Here is a 17,783-nt window from a genome sequence, read left to right as displayed (position 1 = left end):
GTCAGAGTAGGCCGACATTAGCGGATACGACCGTCTCTCAGTCTAGCCACCGTAGAACTTCCTGCCCACCCAGCCGCCGATCGCCCCGCCGGCGGCCGCCCCCAGATATCCGCCGGCGACGCCGCAGGCGAGTGCGGCAGGCCCGCAGAACGTGCCGAGCGATGCGCCGACATACGCGCCGACGCCGGCGCCCGCCCCACGCAGGAACAGCCGGCTTCTCTTGTCGTCACTGGTCAGATCCGACCGCTGCTTGTCGTTGTTGACCTGCGTGTTCACACCGTCGGCGACCGATATTATGACGCCGACCGGACCGGCCACCTTGCTCACGGTGAGTGCACGCCCTCCCAGTTTTCCGATTTTCGAACCGACTTTGGCGCCCTTCACATAAAGATTCCCGGACGGGGGACGCGACCCCCCGGAGCCGCCTATCGTGCGCCGCAGCATGTTGACCGTCTCATCGCTGAGGCCGAGTTTGCCGAGAACGCTGTAAAGGTCGTTCTCCAACGCGAGCCCACCGAGCCCGAGCGCCTTCATCAACTCGGACAGGTAACCCGCGCCGTTACTGCTCGCCACCCAGGGATTCTTCAGGTTGAGACCTGCCAGGAAATCTCCGATAAGGGACGGAGGGTCGTAGGGCCGCGGCGGCCTTATCTGTGCCCGCGGCGGGCATGCGGCCGGCATCAGGGAGCAGAGCGTCTGCCTTGCCTTCTGGTTGCCGCGGGGGGTCTGCCGCCACGACGGGTCCGTGGAGCCGACCTTCCTGCCCCTGCGGTCATAGACGTCGTAGCCGTGCTTGGTGGGCCGGCGGTCGACTCCGTCTCCGTTGAAGCATTCAACGCCGTCGGGCGTGCGACGGCACATGTTGCCGTCGGGGTCGCTGTTGGTGATGGGGCTGTTGTTGGCGTAGGTGTAGCCGTTCATCTGCTGGGGGTCGGCCTGGTCCACGAGGGGGTCGACGGAGATGAATCGGCCGGTGTCGGGGTCGTATTCGCGGGCGCCGAGGTGGGTGAGGCCGGTGGGGTCCTGGGTGCCGCCGACGAAGCCCTTGTCGTTGGGCCATGTCGCGTTCTCATCGAAGCCGCGGATGGAACCGAAGGGGGTGAAGCGGCGGACGATGGCGGCCTGGGTGGTGGCGTTGATGGCCACCTGGCCGCTGCCCTGGTGGTCCGCGGACAGGTAAGTGACCTGCCCGTTGGAGGTGCGCATGGCGACGGTCTTACCGGCGAAAGCGTAGTAGCGGGTGCCGGTAGCGGTAGTGGCGCCGTTGAGGGCCCTCAGTTCGTTGCCTTCCGGCAGGTAGAGCGTGCTCCCGGCGGGATCCTTGCGGATCAGGCGGTTACCGTCGGCGTCGTAGATGTAGGTCTCGTCGTTGCCGTTCTCGGTGACCTTGGCCAGTTCGCCTTCGGTATTCCAGGTGAATGTCTGGGCGCCATCGGTGTTCTGGACGGTGGCGGTGTTGCCGGTGGCGTCGTAGCCGTAGGTGTCGGTGCGGTTCCCTGCCGGCCCGGTCTGGGTGACCTGGGTGAGGCGGTTGCCTTGGCCGGGGTTGGCATAGGTGTAGGTGCGGGTGGTGTCGGTTGTGCCGCCGATTCCGTGCCGGGTTTCGCCGGTGCGGTTACCGGTCTTGTCGTAGGTGAAGGACTGCCAGTACGGGGCCGGCCCGCCGATCACCGAGGCGCTGGGTTCGGTGGCGCAGGCGCCGGTGGTGCCCTGTGTCCAAGCCTCTGTCAGGCGCTGGAGGTGGTCGTAGGTGAAGCACTGGTTGTCGACGCCGTCGCGGGAGTCGTCGGTGACGGAGGTGATGGCGCCGGAGTCGGTGTAGTGGTAGGTGGCGAAGCGGTCGTTGCCGTCGATGCCCTCACGGAAAGTCTTGGCGGTGTCCAGCCGCTGGCTGCCGTACTGGTAACTGAAGGTCTGCCACGCCCGTTTCGGTGCGGTGCCCATCTCGATGATGGACGGTTTGCCGATCGGGGTGTAGACGGTGTCGTTGACGTAGGTGCCCTTGGCGCTGGTCAGCCGGGTGGGCCGTTGCCAGGCGTCGTAGGTGTTGACGACGGTCTCGATGGGCAGCCCGCCGGCGCCGGGCAGGCTGCTGCTCTGCACGGTGCCGTCGAGGTTGTAGGCGGTGGAGAACAGGTACGTCCCGGCCAGGGCTCCCTGCTGGGAGGGGATGGTGACGGTGGCGGCCTCCACACGTCCGAGGGTGTCGTAGCCGCGGACCTGGTTGACGTACTGCGCGCCGTCGAAGTGGCGGACCGATGTGGCGAGCATGCCCTTGCCGCGGGTGACGGTGTCGTAGGTGTAGGAGGTCAGCAGTGGCCCGTCTGCCGCGCCTTCGCGGGTTGCGGTTTTGCGGCCGAGTCCGTCGTAGGCGGTGAAGACCTTCTTGTCGCGTGCGTCGGTGGTGGAGGTGACGCGGTCGAGGTCGTCGTAGGTGAAGGTGGTGGTGCCCTTGTCGGGGTCGGTGGTCTGGATCTTGCGGCCGCGCACGTCGTAGGTGGTGGTGAAGGTGTTGCCGGACGGGTCGGTGACCGAGGCGATCTCCCCGGCAGGGGTGTAGGTGTAGGTGGTGGCGTCGAACTCGCCGGTGGGGGTGGCCGCCTTGTACTGGCGCCGCTCGACCACCTGACCGCGGGCATTGGTGATCTGCGCGGTGGGAGTGCCACCGTCCGGCGGCGTGACCGAAGTGCGGTTGCCGCCGCCGTAGGAGTAGGTGGTGCGCCACAGCTCCTGCTCGGGCTGCGACCCGTTCCCCTTCATCGCCTTCTCGACGGTCTTACGGCCCAGCCCGTCGTACTCCGTACGGGTCTGAGTCTCGACGTTGCCGGGAGTGCCGACCCCGAACAGTGCGGTCTCGGGGGCTCCTGCGGCCGGGTACGCGGCGTAGGACTTGGCCACTTGGCCGCGAGTGTCGTAGAAGGTGTCGCTGATGAGGCGTCCGGCCGGGGCGGGCACCTGGGTCTGGCGGGAGCGCAGCCACCCGTCCAGCAGCTCGACCTTGTCCACTCGCTGACCACCGGTCGCGGTCAGGCCCTTGGTGGTGACCGCGACGATCTGCCCCTCGACCACCCGGTACCCGAACTCGTAGTTGGGGTGCGGGTTGCCGCCCTTGGACCGGTTCGGCAGCCACACCTCGGTGACCCGGCCCAGCCCGTCGTACACCAGGTCGGTGTTCAGACCGTTGGCATCGGTCGTGCGGGTCGCCTGCCCGAACGCCGGGTCCAGTTCCTCGGTGCTCGTCAACGCCGTGGACGCGTTACCCGGCGTGGCCGGCGGCGTGGTCGTCTGCTTCTTGGTCGTCAGGCCCTGGGTGTCGGTGTAAACGGTGGTGGCGACCTGCCCCAGCGCGTCCTTCACCTTGGTGACACGGCCATAGGCGTCATAGGTGATTTCGGACTGCGTCACGTAGTTCGCGGTACCGCCGTCGTATCCGGCGACGCTGTCGACCTTGGTGGTCCGCCCCTTGGAGGGGGCCGCGCCGAGGCCGCCGTTGTCGTAGTAGGTGCGCGTGTCCGACACGACCTGGGTGGGACGGTCCGGGGTGGCGGTGCAGGCGACCGAGACGGTGTCCACCCTCGACGGGAACGACACCATCCACGCATCCTCGTTGTCGGCGTAGGTGGTGCGGGTGCACTTGTCGTCACTGCCGGTGCTGGTGTCCCCGAGATCGTTGACAGCGGTGATGCGGCCGAGTCCAGGGCCCGACGTGGCGTAGGTGTTGTCGGTTTTGGTCTCGGTCCAGCCGCCGCCGTCCTTGGCCGTCCATGTGCGGGTCGTGTCGACCGCGGTCACGTTGGCGGTGGTGGTGCCCCAGGAGCGGGTGCGGGAGGCGGTCTGCGCACGCCAGGGGGTGTTGACCGTCTTGCTGTGGACACTGCCGCCCGGCGCGGTGTACTCGACGGTCTTGAGCTCGAACCCGGCCAGGGCGTCGTGGTCGGTGTAGGTGCCGCCCTCACCGTCGGGAACGGTGACGCTCTTCTCGCCGCCGGACTTGGTCTTGCGGTCCCCGTCCATGCCGCGCAGGTAGAAGTCGTCGGTCTGGGCCGCCGGATTGTCGAAGTCGCCGGTGAGGGTGCGGACCTGGCCGTAGCCGCGCCATTGCGACCAGGTCTTGTTCTTCTCCTTGGTCAGCCCGTCATCGTCGTCGAAGTGCCAGGCCGCGCCACCCAGGTACTGGTACTTGGTGGCCATGTCCGGTGCCAGGCCGGTCCGGTCGGTCTGGATGACGGAGGTGACCACGTATTTGTGGAACCAGTCGGTGATGGGGTCTTCCCGGCCCGGTGGTGTCCAGATGACCGGCATGCAGCGGGTGGTATTGGTCTCCGGTGTCGGCAGGTTCGACAGGGTGCAGTCGGAGTCGGAGTAGGCGATGTCGATCTGCCCGCCGGACTCGTCGTAGATCGCGCCGAGCCGGTAGCGGGTGTAGGCCAGGATGTCGTCGCCGGTCTTGTCCAGCCGGTTGTCCATCTGGACGTGGTTGAACGTCACCTTGGGCAGAGTGACCGGGGCGCTGCCGTCGGTCGAGGCGTGCCCGGTGTGCTCGATCTCCTTCAGCACCAGGTCCCGCTCGATGTCGGCCATCTTCCACTCGTGGTCCAGAGCCCACGAGTCCACCAGCCTGTACCCGGACGCGTCCGGCTTGAGGATCTGCGTGGTGACCTTGGTCAGCCGCTTACGGGACCAGAACGTCGGCGAGATCGCACCGTGAGTGTCCTTGCACTCCTGGCCGGAGTTGCAGTTCAGGTCCCAGGGGACGTCCCACCACTTGTCGGGGTTGCTGCCGATCTTGGACGGGTCGCAGTCGAAGTTGGCGTCCGGGATGCAGCGCTCGGAGGTGGTGAAGGCGACCTGCGCCGGCGCCTTGGCGAACAGCGCGTCCTTGCGCAGCCCGTAGGAGATCGTCTTCAGATACCCGCCGCGGATGTAGGGCGTCTCGTCCCCGACTTTGAGGTTGCGGCCGTAGTGGTTGGTCTCGGTGCCGTAGGTGTAGTTGATCGCGTTGCCCGACGGGTCGACGACATAGTCCAGGTTCCACCGGTACGCCTGCTGGCACCACGACCCCGCGAACGACGAATCGTGGCAGGGTTCGTCGGCGTCGTCGCCGAACACCGGCACCGTCCACGCCGAGTTCGTTTCCGGTTTTCCGTCCTCCCAGCCGGGGAGGCGGTTCAGCCCGAAGAAGTACTGGACGCCATCGACCGTGGTGACCTTCCAGTACTCCCCGTTGTCGTCTCCGTTGCCGGTGGCCGAGTTGGTGAGCTTCTCGAACTTGGTGCCGTCGTCGTTCTTCATCCGCCACGAACCGTCGGAAGCCTTGATCAGCTCTCCGCCCTTGCCGTTCCACGTGACGGTCGCGTTGTCGTAACCCCAGCACCGGTCGCCTGGCGCGTTGCCCCACTCGTCCTTAGGAACGCCGTCGTCCTCACACGACTTGTAGCGCCGCTCGATGTAACCGGGCCACAGGTCGAACCCTTCGCCCACCCACGACGGCTGTCCATTGGTGTTGCTCGTCCGACCGTCCACGCTCGCAGAGGAGTAGGAGATCTCCACCTCCGGCGCCAGGCCACTGGGGACGGGCGGCACCCGCATCGGGTACGACCACGTGAAGTCACCCATGTTGCCGCCGCCGTCCCATGTGGCCGAGGCTTCCAAGGACGTCGCCTTGTAGTCGCCCTGGGAGCTGTCGGAATCGGAGGCGGCGACAAGCAGGGTCGCATTCTGCCCCGACGCCGTCATGGGAGCGGCTTCAATGTCGGCGGTCAGGGTTTTGGAGGCCGCGTCGTTGTCGGTGGTCACCGGCTCACCGGTGCGGCATTCCGGCTTGTCCGGGGTGGTTAGGGCGCATTGCGGGAGTTGGGTGAGGCGCAGCCGAGCGCCGTAGGCGCCACCGAATGCCTGCGCGAACGCTGAATAGTCCAGCCGTACCTTCACGCGGCCCGGCGCGTCGGCATCGGTGCGGGCGACGGTGAACGCCACACCGTCCACTCCGAGGCTTCGGCTGCTCGCCTGGTCCAGCACCTGGACCCGAACCCGGTCCGCCTTCGGGACACTTCTCTTTGAGCGTGCCTGATTACCCGGTGCCAGGACGCGCACCGGCAGCCCGCCGGCACGCTCGCCCGCGCCCTTGGTGTCGGAGGGGACGGCGACCTCGGCGGCTCCCGGCTTCGGCCACGCTGCTTTGGCGGCGGGCCCGGGTTTGGAGGGGTCGGTCTTGCGGGGCCGGACCTTCAGGTCGTGCCCCGGCACCGGCTTCTCATGACCGGCCGCCTTGGGGCGATGGGAGTTGGGCGGGTCGGCCAGCGCCGGCGGAGACGTCAGCACCCCGGCCGACATCATCACCGCCGCCACGCCCGCGGCCAGGGTCACCGCGCGGCGCGGACCCAATACCAGCTTCTTGCGGCGTGCGTTCACGACGTCCTCCATCGCCACCGCCCGGTCGAGGGCGCATCACGCGATCACCAGGAGAGAAGGGACATGGGTAGGAGTGGCTCGCCGCCCCACGGCAGGGGACGGCGAACCATGTCGAGTTCTAGGGGCCGTCGTCGGTGGGGAGTTCGGCTCCGCCGGCCAGCATCTGGATCTGTTCGGTGGTCAGTGCGCCCTGGTAGGCCCAGATGTCGTCGAGGGCGTCGGTCCAGTACTCGCTGCCGTCGGCGGCACCGAACTTGGTGCGGCCGACCTGCAGCCCGCCGTTGCCCTTGGCCTCGAACCCGATCACCTGGTCCTGCTGGGACACGCTGTCTGAGGTCTGCTCCAACTGCCCGTCCACGTACAGGCTGACCCGGTCGCGCAACGCGTCGTACACCACCGCCACATGCGACCAGTCCTGCACCACAAACCCCGAATGCGACGCCGACAGCGCAGGCGCCGACCCCTCATCGGAGTTGTGCATCACCACCTGCCAGACGCCCTGCTCCTCAGGATCCTCGCCAGGGACATAACGCAGCGCGAACGCGTTCGTCGCCGCACCCGGCTGGGAGAACACCGTCGCCGGCGCCAGCGGCCGCCCGTCGTTGCGCACCCACCCGGCGACCGTGAAGCTCTCGTTGGTCGCCACCACCGGACCGGTCGTCTCGGCGAACGCCTTCACCGCAGGGTCCAGCTTCAACCCCGCCGCCGACGCCCACCCCTTGAACCCCGCCGCAGGATCGATGAACGCACCATTGCGCAGCACCAGCCCCGGCCCCGCACCATCCTTGGTCTCACCCGAACCATCGGCGTTCAGCAGCCACCGGGCCTTCAGCACCGGATGCTGGGTGACCATCTCCTCGGCCTCTTGCTGACCGACGATCCGGTCGTAGACCCGCACATCGTCGACCAGGCCGGGCCAGTGGTCGGCTTGGTCGCCGAGCCACTTGCTGCGCCCGATCTGGAATCCGCCCAGAGCCGGCCAGGCCGAAGTGACCTCTGGGCTCTCGACTCCCGGCTCGCCGTTCACGTAGATCTGCAGCTTCCCGGTGTTCTTGTCGAACACGCCGATCAGATGAGTCCAGGCATTCAGAACGGCCGGTTCCTTCGAGAAGGCTTGATAGGTTCCGGTCTCCGCGGAGTCGGCCTTGACCCTTGAGAACGCCCATTTGCGGTATGCGCCGTCGTATTTGAGGTAGAACCCGCTCTTGCTCGTGCCGTCCTGGCTGAGCACCGTGCGGGTGCGATCTCCCTTTTCCAGGCGAACCCAGGCCGATACCGCGAAACTGCGTATGGTGTTGATGACCGGACGGTCGGTGCCGGCGTGCCCTTGGGTCGTGTCATCGAGCCGTAGCGCGGTGCCCGCCTGCCCTTCGTTCCCGAGCGTCGCTCCGCCGTAAAGGGTCGCCTTCCACGGATCCATGGGGCTGTACACCCGTCTCTTCGCGGCCGGCTCGTCCATGTTCCAGTGGGCGATCGAGGCCGCTCCCGTAGGGGCGGTGCCATCGGCGAGTTGCTGGGCCTGCGCATCGGTCAGCGCCTGGCCGAACGCTTGGACGTCATCGATGGCGCCGGGCCAGTAGTTGGCGAAGGAGCCGTTGTACAGGCTCCGGCCGATCTCGGAGGCGCCGTGGGACGCCAGCGGCGTGCCCGCGCCTGCGGTGGCCTGGAGTTGTCCGTTCACATAGAGCCGCAGTTGTGAGGCGGCCTGGTCGTACACACCGATGAGGTGACTCCATGCCCCCAGCGGAAGCGGGGCATCGTCCATGGCCTTCTGCCATGCACCACCGCCGTCATTGGTATCGGTGGACGGCTTCTTGAAGACCGGGTGACCGTCCGGCTCGATTCCGAGTTGGAAGGCGCTCTGGAATGTGGAGTTCTGCGCCAGGACGTTCACCATGCCGTACTGAGTCGGTTTGACCCAGGCGGACACGGTGAAGGCTTTGCCGGGGTCGACCAGTGGCAGGGTGCTCTCGGCGAAACCGTAGACGCCGTCCATGGACAGCCCGGTCCCGTGCTTGCCTTCACCCCCCAGGGCCGCGGATCCCGCCAGCACCGCCGGCCGTCCCGGGCCGGTCGAGGTCACCTCGGACGCACCGGCACCCTCGTCCAGGGAGAATCGCGCCACGGGATCGGCACCCGCATTGGCACGGAACTCATAGGAGAAGCTCGGACCGTTCTGGTTGGACGGAGCGAAGGCCTGAACGGTCAGCACGTTGGGACCCGACCGGGTCGGCGCTAGTACCACCACCTGCTCTGCCCCGTTGGTCGTGGTCACCGTCCGGACAGGAACACCGTTCAGACTGACCTCATACCGGTTGGCGACCTGCTCGGAGTCGGAGACGATAAACCGCCCGCTCTCGCCAACCCCGCCGTGCCAGGCCTCGTCGTTCGGATACTCCTGCGATGTGACCGTCGGTTTGCCCGGGACGGCGGGGTCGTAGACGAAGTAGCAGCCGGTCTGGGCGCCGTCGTAGGACCAGGGGCCCCACTGCTCGCCGTCCCAGGCGCGCACACCCCAGCCGATCTTGGTGCGCTGCGGGATGGTGGACGGCAACGTGACCGAGAAACGGCTCCCCGACGTCTTGGCCGGGGTGAGGGAGGAGGTCCACTTGGGGCCCCAGTCCGAACCGTCGGCCTTGTTGGCCCAGTGCAGCGTGAACTGCCCCTGCACCTTGTTCTTGTCCTCGGTGTCGGGGTCCTTGAGGTAGGCGTACACCGTGGACAGGTCGTTGACGGTCTGCTGCTGCCCGGACGGCAGGCACTTGGTGCCGGGGTTGGCGAACATGGTGTCGGTGTCGGGCTGCAGCGGCGGGTTGTTGTACTGCACCTTCAGGTAGGCGTCATCGGCGAACCGCTTCCACCAGTCCATCGTCGACTCGCTGTAGGCCCGCAACCCGAAGGTGATCGTCGAATTCCCGGCGTTCACCGCGCTCTGCACGTGCGAGCGCAGCTTGGCCCCGCCGAACTCCACCGGCGCCCTGGAGCAGTACGCCACATCCCGCGAGGTCAGATGCTCCAGCCACACCGACGAGGAATTGGTGTTGCTCCACGTCGCATACGACTTCAGCGCCGTCGTCCGCCACAACTGCACCGACGTCGGATTGCTGCAGTTGTAGGCACTGGTCTCAAACGCCGTGAACTCCACGTTCTGGATGTAGCGGCCCTTGATCGACGGCAGCGGCATCCGGAAGAACAACCGCTTGGTCTGGTTCTTCACACAGTTGGGATCCTTGGCCACCTCACACCGGCCCACACCCTCGGTCGACTTCCCATCGAACTTGTAGTACGACTCATCCGGCCACCCCGAGGACACCATGCCCCAACTGGTGGCCTTGCTGGTCGTCCACACCGGATCAATGAACACCGGAAACTTCGTATCCCCGGCCGCCAGCAACTCCCGGTCTGGGGTCAGCGTCAGCTTCCCTTTGCCGACCGCCACACCCAGACGCGCGGTCTTGGCGCCGTCGGCCGGGCCCTCGGACGGGTCGGCGCCCGGGTCGGCGGCCTGTCCACGGGCCTGCGCGCCCTGGGGCTCGGCGTGGGAGGAGTCCCACATGCGCGGGGTCGGCGCCTCGAACACCGCCGAACCCGACCCGCTGTCGGCCGCGGTGAGCACCCCGTTGCCCGCTTGCCGGACCGTCATCCGGTCGGCCGACAGCTTCAGCGCCAACTGCGCCACCCGCGCGTCCTTGGCCGCCTGCGCGGTCTTGACCTCCAGTACATGGGAGAACCCGTCCGCCTTCGCCCGCAACCGCAGATCCACATCCGGCCCGGCCACACCCCGATACACCGCGGTGTCGCCCTCCAGCACCGGCTCGGGCAACGGCTGCGGCCACGACAGCGCCAGCGTGCGACCGGCCCGGGTCATCTGCACCATCGGGCCGTCACCGCCCGCCGAGAACACCAGCCCCACCGTGGTCGCCGCCGGCACCACACCACTGCCCGAACGGCGCAACCGCGTGTCGATGTCCACCCACTTGCCGGCCTTGCGGGTCCGGACCGGCTGCAGCCGCTGCTCGACCTCGATCCGCCCGTTCGGCAGCGCCCGCACCGTCCGCGACTCACCCCGCTGCGACAAGATCTCCACCGGCCTGCCCGACCGGGCCGCCGCCGCGACCGCCTCCCGCTCAGACGCAACCCCCGCCGGCGCCGGCTCGGGCGCGTCCGCACGCGCCACCGCACCCGACACCCCGGACGCGATGCCGGGCACCTGCACCACACCGGCCACCAGCACCAAAACCGCCAACCGCGCCGACCACACCGGACGCCGCCACAACGACAACCGCGCACCCCGCGCACCATCAACCGCCCGACGACGACCCATAAAGAACCCCCACACATAAAGGGTTGTTAAAGCCGCCTTAAGGTAACCCGCTGATCAACTTCCAGAAAGACCCCACAACAACCAACCCGCCGTGACTCAGATCACACCACAAGCAGGTAAACCAGACAGAGCACGTAACACGTCATGTCCTAATCGCCACCACTCAGATGATCACAGCATGCGACTCGTCGGCTTCGCACAGCTGATATTCGCGCGGAAGTGAAGCCGATGTAGCGCAGCTGATTCACACATGCAAGGGCTCTGTGCGACCACAAGTGCCCATATCGCAACGGACAGAGAAGACTGCCTTGACGCGGCATTGAAGAATGGCATAAGAGCCGCGTCCAGGTGCGGCATCGGGACGAGCGCGCGGGCGGACGCCAGCTCCCTCCGGCTCACCGCCGAGGAAGAGTCGACCGTCCGCCGGTCATGCGCGAGGGCAGAGAGGGGGATCGGTACGGGATTACCACGATGCGCAGGGTTGCCGTGCTGTGACAAACTGTGACGTGAGAGTGAAGGCGCCCCCACGAGCAGGAAAGCGAACGACATGGCCGACGACACCCCGGTGCCTTCCGTGAGCGTGCCGGATCCCGTGTGCGGGAGCGCCGCGCGGACGTGCCGGCTGCACCTCCTCACCACCGGCGTGCTCGCCGTGTTCGCCGCCGTCGGAGCGGCCGTGGTCGTCGCGTCGCTGGTGCCGCGCGGTCATCGCGGCAGGCGGCGGCTGCGGCGGACGCGGCCCTGGAATCGCAGAACACCTGCCGAGGCCGCCCCCTCGGATGCCCCTCCCCCAGCGGACGACCGCCCCTGACAGTGAACGGGCCCCGGCGGCGCGTGTGCGCCGCCGGGGCCCGTCCTGTGCCGCGCCGGATCAGGTCCCGTGCTTCTCGATCTGCACTTCGGGGAGCACCCGGGCCAGCGGGCGGGGAAGCCACCATGCGCGGCGGCCGAGCAGGCGCATGGCGGCGGGGACGAGCAGGCAGCGGATGATGACGGCGTCAACGAAGACGGCGACCGCCATGCCGAAGCCGGTCTGCTGCAGCAGCCGCTCGGGGCTGAGCATGAACGCGCCGAAGACGACGATCATGATGGCGCCGGCGGCGGTGATGACCGAACCGGTGTGGGCGAGGCCCTCGCGGACGGCGAGCGCTGCGTCGCCGGTGCGCTTCCACTCCTCGCGCATCCGGGAGACCAGGAAGATCTCGTAGTCCATGGACAGACCGAAGACCACGGCGAACACCATCACCGGCAGGTACGCCTCGATGGGGGCGGGTTCGACGCCGAACAGCCCGTGCTGGAACACCAGCGTCATCGCGCCCAGCGCCGCGCCGATGCTGAGCAGGTTCAGCAGGGCCGCCTTCAGCGGGATCAGCACCGACCGGAACACCATCATGAGCAGGAGCAGCGACAGGCCGACGACGATGGCGACGAACAGCGGCATGCGGTCGGCGACCTTGGCCGCGTAGTCCTCGGCGGCGGCGGTCGTCCCGCCGATGGCGTACCGCGCGCCGGTCTGCGCCTCCAGCCGCGGCAGGACGTCGCCGCGCAGCCGGGAGACCAGGTCGGAGGTCTCCTTCGCCTGCGGGGACGTCGTCGGGTACACGAGGACGGTCGCGATCCGCCGGTCGGCGGACGGCACGGGAGCGGCCGCGGCGCGGACGCCGGAGGTGCCGGCGAGGGCGCGGGACGCGGCGGCGGCCGCCTGCTCCGCGCCGTCCCTGCCGCCGTCCGCGACGAGCATGAGCGGGCCGTTGAACCCGGGCCCGAAGCCCTCCGCCAGCAGGTCGTACGCCTTGCGGCTGGTGGTGTCCGGGGCGTCGTTGCCGGCGTCGGCGAAGCCGAGCCGCATGCCGAGGGCCGGTGCGGCGAGGGCGCCCAGCAGCACGCCGCCGACGAGCAGGGCGGCGAGGGGGCGGCGCTGCACGGCGGTCCCGACGCGGCGCCACATGGCGCCCTCCTCGGCGCGGCCGCGGGCCGCGCGGCGGGCGGCGCGGGCGGGGAAGACGCGGGCGAAGCGCCGGCCGAAGAGGCCGAGCAGGGCGGGCAGCAGGGTGAGCGAGGCGAGCATCGTGGCGAGGACGGTCAGCGCGACCGACACCGCCATGCCGCGCAGCGCGCCCAGGCCGAGGGCGACCAGGCCGAGCAGCGCGAGGATCACGGTGCAGCCGGCGAAGAACACCGAGCGTCCCGCGATGTCCAGCGCCGTCGTGGTGGCGCGTTCGGAGGTGGCGCCGTTCACCAGTTCCGCGCGGTAGCGGGCGAAGACCAGCAGCGCGTAGTCGATGCCGACGCCGAGCCCGACGAGCATCATCACGTACGGCGTCCAGTCGGCGATCGTGAACAGGTGCGAGGCGAGGATGATCGCGCCGAGCGTCGAGCCGACGGCGAACACCGCGGTCAGGATCGGCAGGCCCGCGGCGACCGCGGTGCCGAACATCACCACCAGGATCACCAGTGCCGCGAGGATGCCGGCGCCCTCGGCCAGGCCGCCCTGGCCCGTGGCGAGGAGCCGGGCCGGCTCGCCGCCGAGTTCGACCTGGAGGCCGTCGCCCGCGGCGGCCTGCGCGGTCTCCAAGAGCTTCTCGGCGTCGGCGCGGGTCACCTCCTTCGCGGGGACCTTGAGCATCGCGGTGGCGTAGCCGGTGGTGCCGCCGGGCGCGATCGCGGACGCGTCCGCGTACGGGGCGTGGACCTGCGCGATCACCGGAAGTCCGGCGACCTTGTCGAGCATGCCGGTCACGCGGGCGCGGGTGACCGGGTCGGCCAGGCCCGCGTCGCGGTGCAGGACGATCTGCACGGTGTCGCCGGCGCGGCCGGACCCGTGCGCGGTGAGCAGGTCGGCCGCGCGCTGCGACTCGGTCCCCGGCAGCGCGTAGTCCTCGCGGTAGTCGTCGCCGCTGAGGGACGCGGCCCCCCAGATCCCGGCCAGCACGGCGGTCCACAGGATCAGGACGAGCCAGCGGCGGCGGTGCGCGAAGGCGGCGACCCGGCCGAACACCCCTGCCGGGTGCGCGGCGGCGGTCGCGGTCCGCCGTTCCTCGGTGAACGTCATGACACCTTCCCAATCACGGATTGAACTGATATGAATGCGGTGAGTGACCGCACGAGGGTGCGGTGATGCGGGCCCGGCCGCCGGTGCGGCGGCCGGAGCCTCAGCGAGATGGGATCGTCAGTCGGGGACCGACACGTAGGCGAGCTTGTCGGGGTTGCGGATCACGTCGACCGAGGTGATCCGCCCGCCGTCCACAGTGAAGGAGGCGACCGACAGCACGTCGTCCACGGCCCGCAGGACCAGGCCCGGCATGCCGTTGACGATGGCGACGCGGACGTCCAGCCGCGCGCCGCGGGTGAACGACAGCAGCAGCCGCGCGACCTGGTCGGCGCCGAGCACCTCGCCGGGGACGGCGCTGACCTTGCCGCCGCCGTCGCCGCGGCACACCACGTCCGGGTCGAGCAGCCGGGTGAGCGCGTCGAGGTCGCCGCCCTGGCACGCGGCGGCGAACGCCTCCACCAGCGCGCGCTGCTCCTGCGGGGTGGGCGGGAACCGCGGCCGGCCCGCCGCGACGTGCCGGCGGGCGCGCGAGGCCAGTTGCCGGACGGCGGCGGGCGTCCGGCCGACCACCTCGGCGACCTCCTCGAAGGTCATCGAGAACACGTCGTGCAGCAGGAACGCCGCGCGCTCGGCCGGCGACAGGCTCTCCAGCACGAGCAGCAGCGCCATGCTCACCGACTCGTCGAGGGTGACCCGCTCGGCCGGGTCCGCGCCGGTCTCCGCGACCAGCGGCTCGGGCAGCCAGGTGCCGACATAGCGCTCGCGCCGCGCCCGGGCGCTGCCGAGCGCGTCCAGTGCCAGCCGCCCGACGGTCCTGATCAGCCAGCCCCGCAGGTCGCGGATCCCGGACGGGTCCTCCAGCATGCGCAGCCGCAGCCACGCCTCCTGGACGCAGTCCTCCGCCTCGGCGACCGAGCCGAGCGTCGCGTAGGCGACGCGCAGCAGCCGGGCCCGCTCCTGCTGGAACGCGCGCGCCAGATCATCGGACGTCACGCCGCCCTGCTCGGCCCGGTCGTGCCCGGCGTCCACCGCCTCGCCGACCCTTGGCGCACCGCTCCCACCGATTCCTGCGACTCTCATGCCCGGAGGACGACGTCGCGCCCGAAAGTGTGACAACCACGCCCGGACAAGGCGGCTAGTCCTTGCGCAGGAGCAGGCTGCCGGCGGGGAAGCGCTCGATCTCGGTGGGGGTGCGCAGCATGCGGGCGACCTCGGTCAGGCCCGCGCGGCGGCCGAGGCCGGCGACGGCGTCGACCGGCCAGCGGTAGGCCCGGACGACCTTGTGGTCGAACGCCTCCGGCTCGTGCCCGCCGCCGGACTGGAAGCCGAGGAGCAGGTGCCCGCCGGGGGCCAGGACGCGGTGGAACTCGGCGAAGGCGCGCGCGACGTCGGCGGGCTCCAGGTGGATGATCGAGTACCAGGCGAGGGCGCCGGCGAGGCCGCCGTCCGGGAGGTCGAGCGCCGTCATGGTGCCCTCGGTGAAGCCGAGGTGGGGGTGGTCGGCGCGGGCCCGGGCGATCATGGCGGGCGACAGGTCGACACCGGACGCGTCCAGGCCGAGGGAGTGCAGGAACGCGGTCACGTGGCCGGGGCCGCAGCCCAGTTCGGCGACCGGGCCCTTGCCGCGGACGAGGTCCGCGAACGCGGTGAGCATCGCGCGGTCGAGAGGGAGGCCGGCGAGCGAGTCGCTGAACATGTCGGCGTAAAGGGTGGCAACGGCGTCATAGGCCGTTCGGGTGTCGGTCTCCGTCATGGGGTCCGACACTAGCGGCCCGGTCGAGGAACGCGTCGACGAGCGAGCGGGTGCGGCGGACCGCGTCCGGCTCGGCGCGCACGACCTCGGCCATGACCGCGTCGGGGTCGGCGCCCGCGGCCCGCATGAGCGCGCCCGCGCCGTCCGCCAGCCACAGCGCGAACCCCGCCGCGGTGATCTCGGGATGGAACTGCAGGCCCATCGAGCGGCCGATGGCGAACGCCTGCGGGCCGACGGGGGTGCGGGCGATCTCGGCGGCGCCCGGCGGCGGCCGCCAGCGGTCGCGGTGGAGCTGGAACCAGGGGCCCGGCGGGACGAGCGCCGGGTCGGCGGTCTCGACCGCGACCCAGCCCGCCTCGGTGCGCGGGGCGCGCTCGACGGCGCCGCCGAGCGCGGCCGCCAGCGCCTGCCCGCCGAAGCAGATGCCGAGGACCGGGACGCCCGCGGCGTGGGCGCGGGCGAGCAGGTCGAGTTCGGGGACGACCCATGAGGCCACGCCCGGGTCGTCCACCGACCAGGGGGCGCCCATGGGGACGATCAGGTCCCAGCCGAGCGGGTCGGGGAACGCGCACCGCACGTCCGGGGCCGCCCGCCGGCCGGCGGGCACGACGGGGAGTTCGGTGATGTCATACCCGCGGGCGGCCAGCCGGTCGCCGACCGGTCCCGGCAGGGCCACGTGATCGTGCTGGATGAGCAGGGCGCGCAACGGAACCTCCCCTCCGGGTACTTCCCCGGGCAGGTCACCGGTAACGGGCCTGGCGGGCGGCGGGCCCGCCCGGTGCCAGGCCGGACAGCCCCGCCTCGATCGCGGCGGCGGCGCGGCGGCAGAACGCCTCCGGCTCGTCGGCGGCGTCCGGGCGCTCGTCGACCAGGACGTCGGCGGTCCCGTCGCGGAGCAGGTCCGCCGCGCGGACGCCCTGCGACTCCGCCATCTCCGCCGCGCGCTCCGGGGTCCGGTGGACGATCACCGACGCGCCCTCCGGCGGGAGCGGGGCGAGCCACCCGTGCCGGGCCACCAGGACGCGGTCGGCGGGCAGCAGCGCGAGCGCGGCGCCGCCCGTCCCCTCGCCGAGCAGCAGGCACAGGGTCGGCGCGGGCAGCGTGATCAGGTCGGCGAGGCAGCGGGCGATCTCCCCGGCGAGACCGCCCTCCTCCGCGTCCGCCGACAGCACGGCGCCGGGCGTGTCGACCACGGTGACCAGCGGCAGGCCGAGCTGGGCGGCGAGCCGCAAGCCGCGCCGCGCGACCCGCAGCCCGGCGGGGCCGAGCGGGTGGCCGGTGCGCTGGCTGCGCCGGTCCTGGCCGACCAGGACGCACGGCGCCGCGCCGAACCGGGCCAGGGCGAGCATGAGGCCCGGGTCGGCCTCGCCCTGCCCGGTCCCCGACAGGAGGGTGACGTCGGCCGCGCCGTGCCGGAGCAGTTCGCGGACGCCCGGACGGCCGGGGCGCCGGGACCGCTCGATCGCGTCCCACGCCGTCCCGTCCGGAGGCGGGCCCGCGGAGGGCGGGGCCGCCGGCGCCGACGGCGGCCGGCCGCACAGGACGTTCAGCGCCCGCGACGCCACCTCCGCGAGGTCGTCGATGCCGACCACGGCGTCCAGCAGCCCCTTGGCCGCGAGGTTCTCGGCGACCTGCACGCCGCGCGGGAACGGCTCGCCGTGCAGGCCCTCGTACACGCGCGGCCCGAGGAAGCCGATCAGCGCGCCCGGCTCGGCGGCCGTCACGTGGCCGAGCGACCCCCACGAGGCGAACACCCCGCCCGTCGTGGGGTGGCGCAGGTAGACCATGTAGGGCAGCCCGGCGGCGCGGTGCGCCGCGACGGCCGCGGTGATGCGCGCCATCTGGACGAACGCGGCCGTCCCCTCCTGCATGCGGGTGCCGCCCGAGGCGGGCGCGGCGAGCAGCGGCAGCCGCTCGGCGGTGGCGCGCTCGACGGCGGCGACGATCCGGTCGGCGGTGGCGCGGCCGATCGAGCCGGCGAGGAAGCCGAACTCCGACACGACGAACGCCACGCGGCGGCCCCGCAGCAGGCCCTCCCCGGTGCGGACGGCCTCGTCGCCGCCACTGCGCTCGCGGGCGGCGGCGAGGTCCCGGGCGTAGCGCGAGCCGGGCGGGGGCGCGGCGGCGGGCGGCTCGTCCCAGGACGTCCAGCCGCCGTCCAGCACGCGGCCCAGCAGTTCGCGGGCGCCGACATGTTCCGTCACGCGTCCCCTTCCCTCGGTTCCCCTCGGTCTTCCCAGCAT

At 70.6% G+C, this 17,783-nt stretch carries 8 protein-coding genes; 1 reads left to right on the top strand and 7 read right to left on the bottom strand.

The window, feature by feature from the left end; all coding sequences use genetic code 11:
* Positions 1 to 42 precede the first annotated feature (42 nt).
* The gene (locus ACGFI1_RS28815) at positions 43 to 6,411 is read right to left on the bottom strand and encodes an RHS repeat domain-containing protein (RefSeq protein WP_392789656.1); all 6,369 of its coding nucleotides are present in this window, start codon (positions 6,409 to 6,411) and stop codon (positions 43 to 45) included.
* A gap of 118 nt (positions 6,412 to 6,529) precedes the next feature.
* Positions 6,530 to 10,657 (bottom strand): LamG domain-containing protein, encoded by a 4,128-nt coding sequence (locus ACGFI1_RS28810; protein ID WP_392789653.1) that lies wholly within the window; start codon positions 10,655 to 10,657, stop codon positions 6,530 to 6,532.
* Positions 10,658 to 11,309: 652 nt separating this feature from the next.
* Here ACGFI1_RS28810 and ACGFI1_RS28805 point away from each other — a divergent pair.
* On the top strand, positions 11,310 to 11,546 hold the full coding sequence (locus ACGFI1_RS28805) for a hypothetical protein (RefSeq protein WP_392789651.1): 237 nt from the start codon (positions 11,310 to 11,312) through the stop codon (positions 11,544 to 11,546).
* A gap of 60 nt (positions 11,547 to 11,606) precedes the next feature.
* On the opposite strand, the gene ACGFI1_RS28800 is transcribed toward ACGFI1_RS28805, so the two are convergent.
* From ACGFI1_RS28800 to ACGFI1_RS28780, 5 genes are all read right to left on the bottom strand, one after another.
* Positions 11,607 to 13,787 carry an MMPL family transporter gene (locus tag ACGFI1_RS28800; protein ID WP_392789649.1) on the bottom strand — a complete coding sequence of 727 codons (2,181 nt, stop codon included), beginning with the start codon at positions 13,785 to 13,787 and terminating at the stop codon, positions 11,607 to 11,609.
* A gap of 117 nt (positions 13,788 to 13,904) precedes the next feature.
* Positions 13,905 to 14,867 carry an RNA polymerase sigma factor SigJ gene (gene sigJ, locus ACGFI1_RS28795; protein WP_392789647.1) on the bottom strand — a complete coding sequence of 321 codons (963 nt, stop codon included), beginning with the start codon at positions 14,865 to 14,867 and terminating at the stop codon, positions 13,905 to 13,907.
* Between the two features lie 55 nt (positions 14,868 to 14,922).
* Positions 14,923 to 15,540: a class I SAM-dependent DNA methyltransferase gene (locus ACGFI1_RS28790; RefSeq protein WP_386873867.1), complete on the bottom strand. Its 618-nt coding sequence runs from the start codon at positions 15,538 to 15,540 to the stop codon at positions 14,923 to 14,925.
* The gene (locus ACGFI1_RS28785) at positions 15,509 to 16,246 is read right to left on the bottom strand and encodes a type 1 glutamine amidotransferase (protein WP_392789645.1); all 738 of its coding nucleotides are present in this window, start codon (positions 16,244 to 16,246) and stop codon (positions 15,509 to 15,511) included. The genes ACGFI1_RS28790 and ACGFI1_RS28785 overlap by 32 nt, the downstream gene beginning before the upstream one ends.
* A 34-nt stretch (positions 16,247 to 16,280) precedes the next feature.
* Positions 16,281 to 17,783 carry a carboxyl transferase domain-containing protein gene (locus ACGFI1_RS28780; protein ID WP_392789643.1) on the bottom strand — a complete coding sequence of 501 codons (1,503 nt, stop codon included), beginning with the start codon at positions 17,781 to 17,783 and terminating at the stop codon, positions 16,281 to 16,283.

The organism is Actinomadura geliboluensis, assembly GCF_043197915.1.
Classification (GTDB): domain Bacteria; phylum Actinomycetota; class Actinomycetes; order Streptosporangiales; family Streptosporangiaceae; genus Spirillospora; species Spirillospora geliboluensis.
The sequence above is the reverse complement of the archived record's forward strand: the minus strand, read 5'-3'. Positions and strand labels throughout refer to the sequence as shown.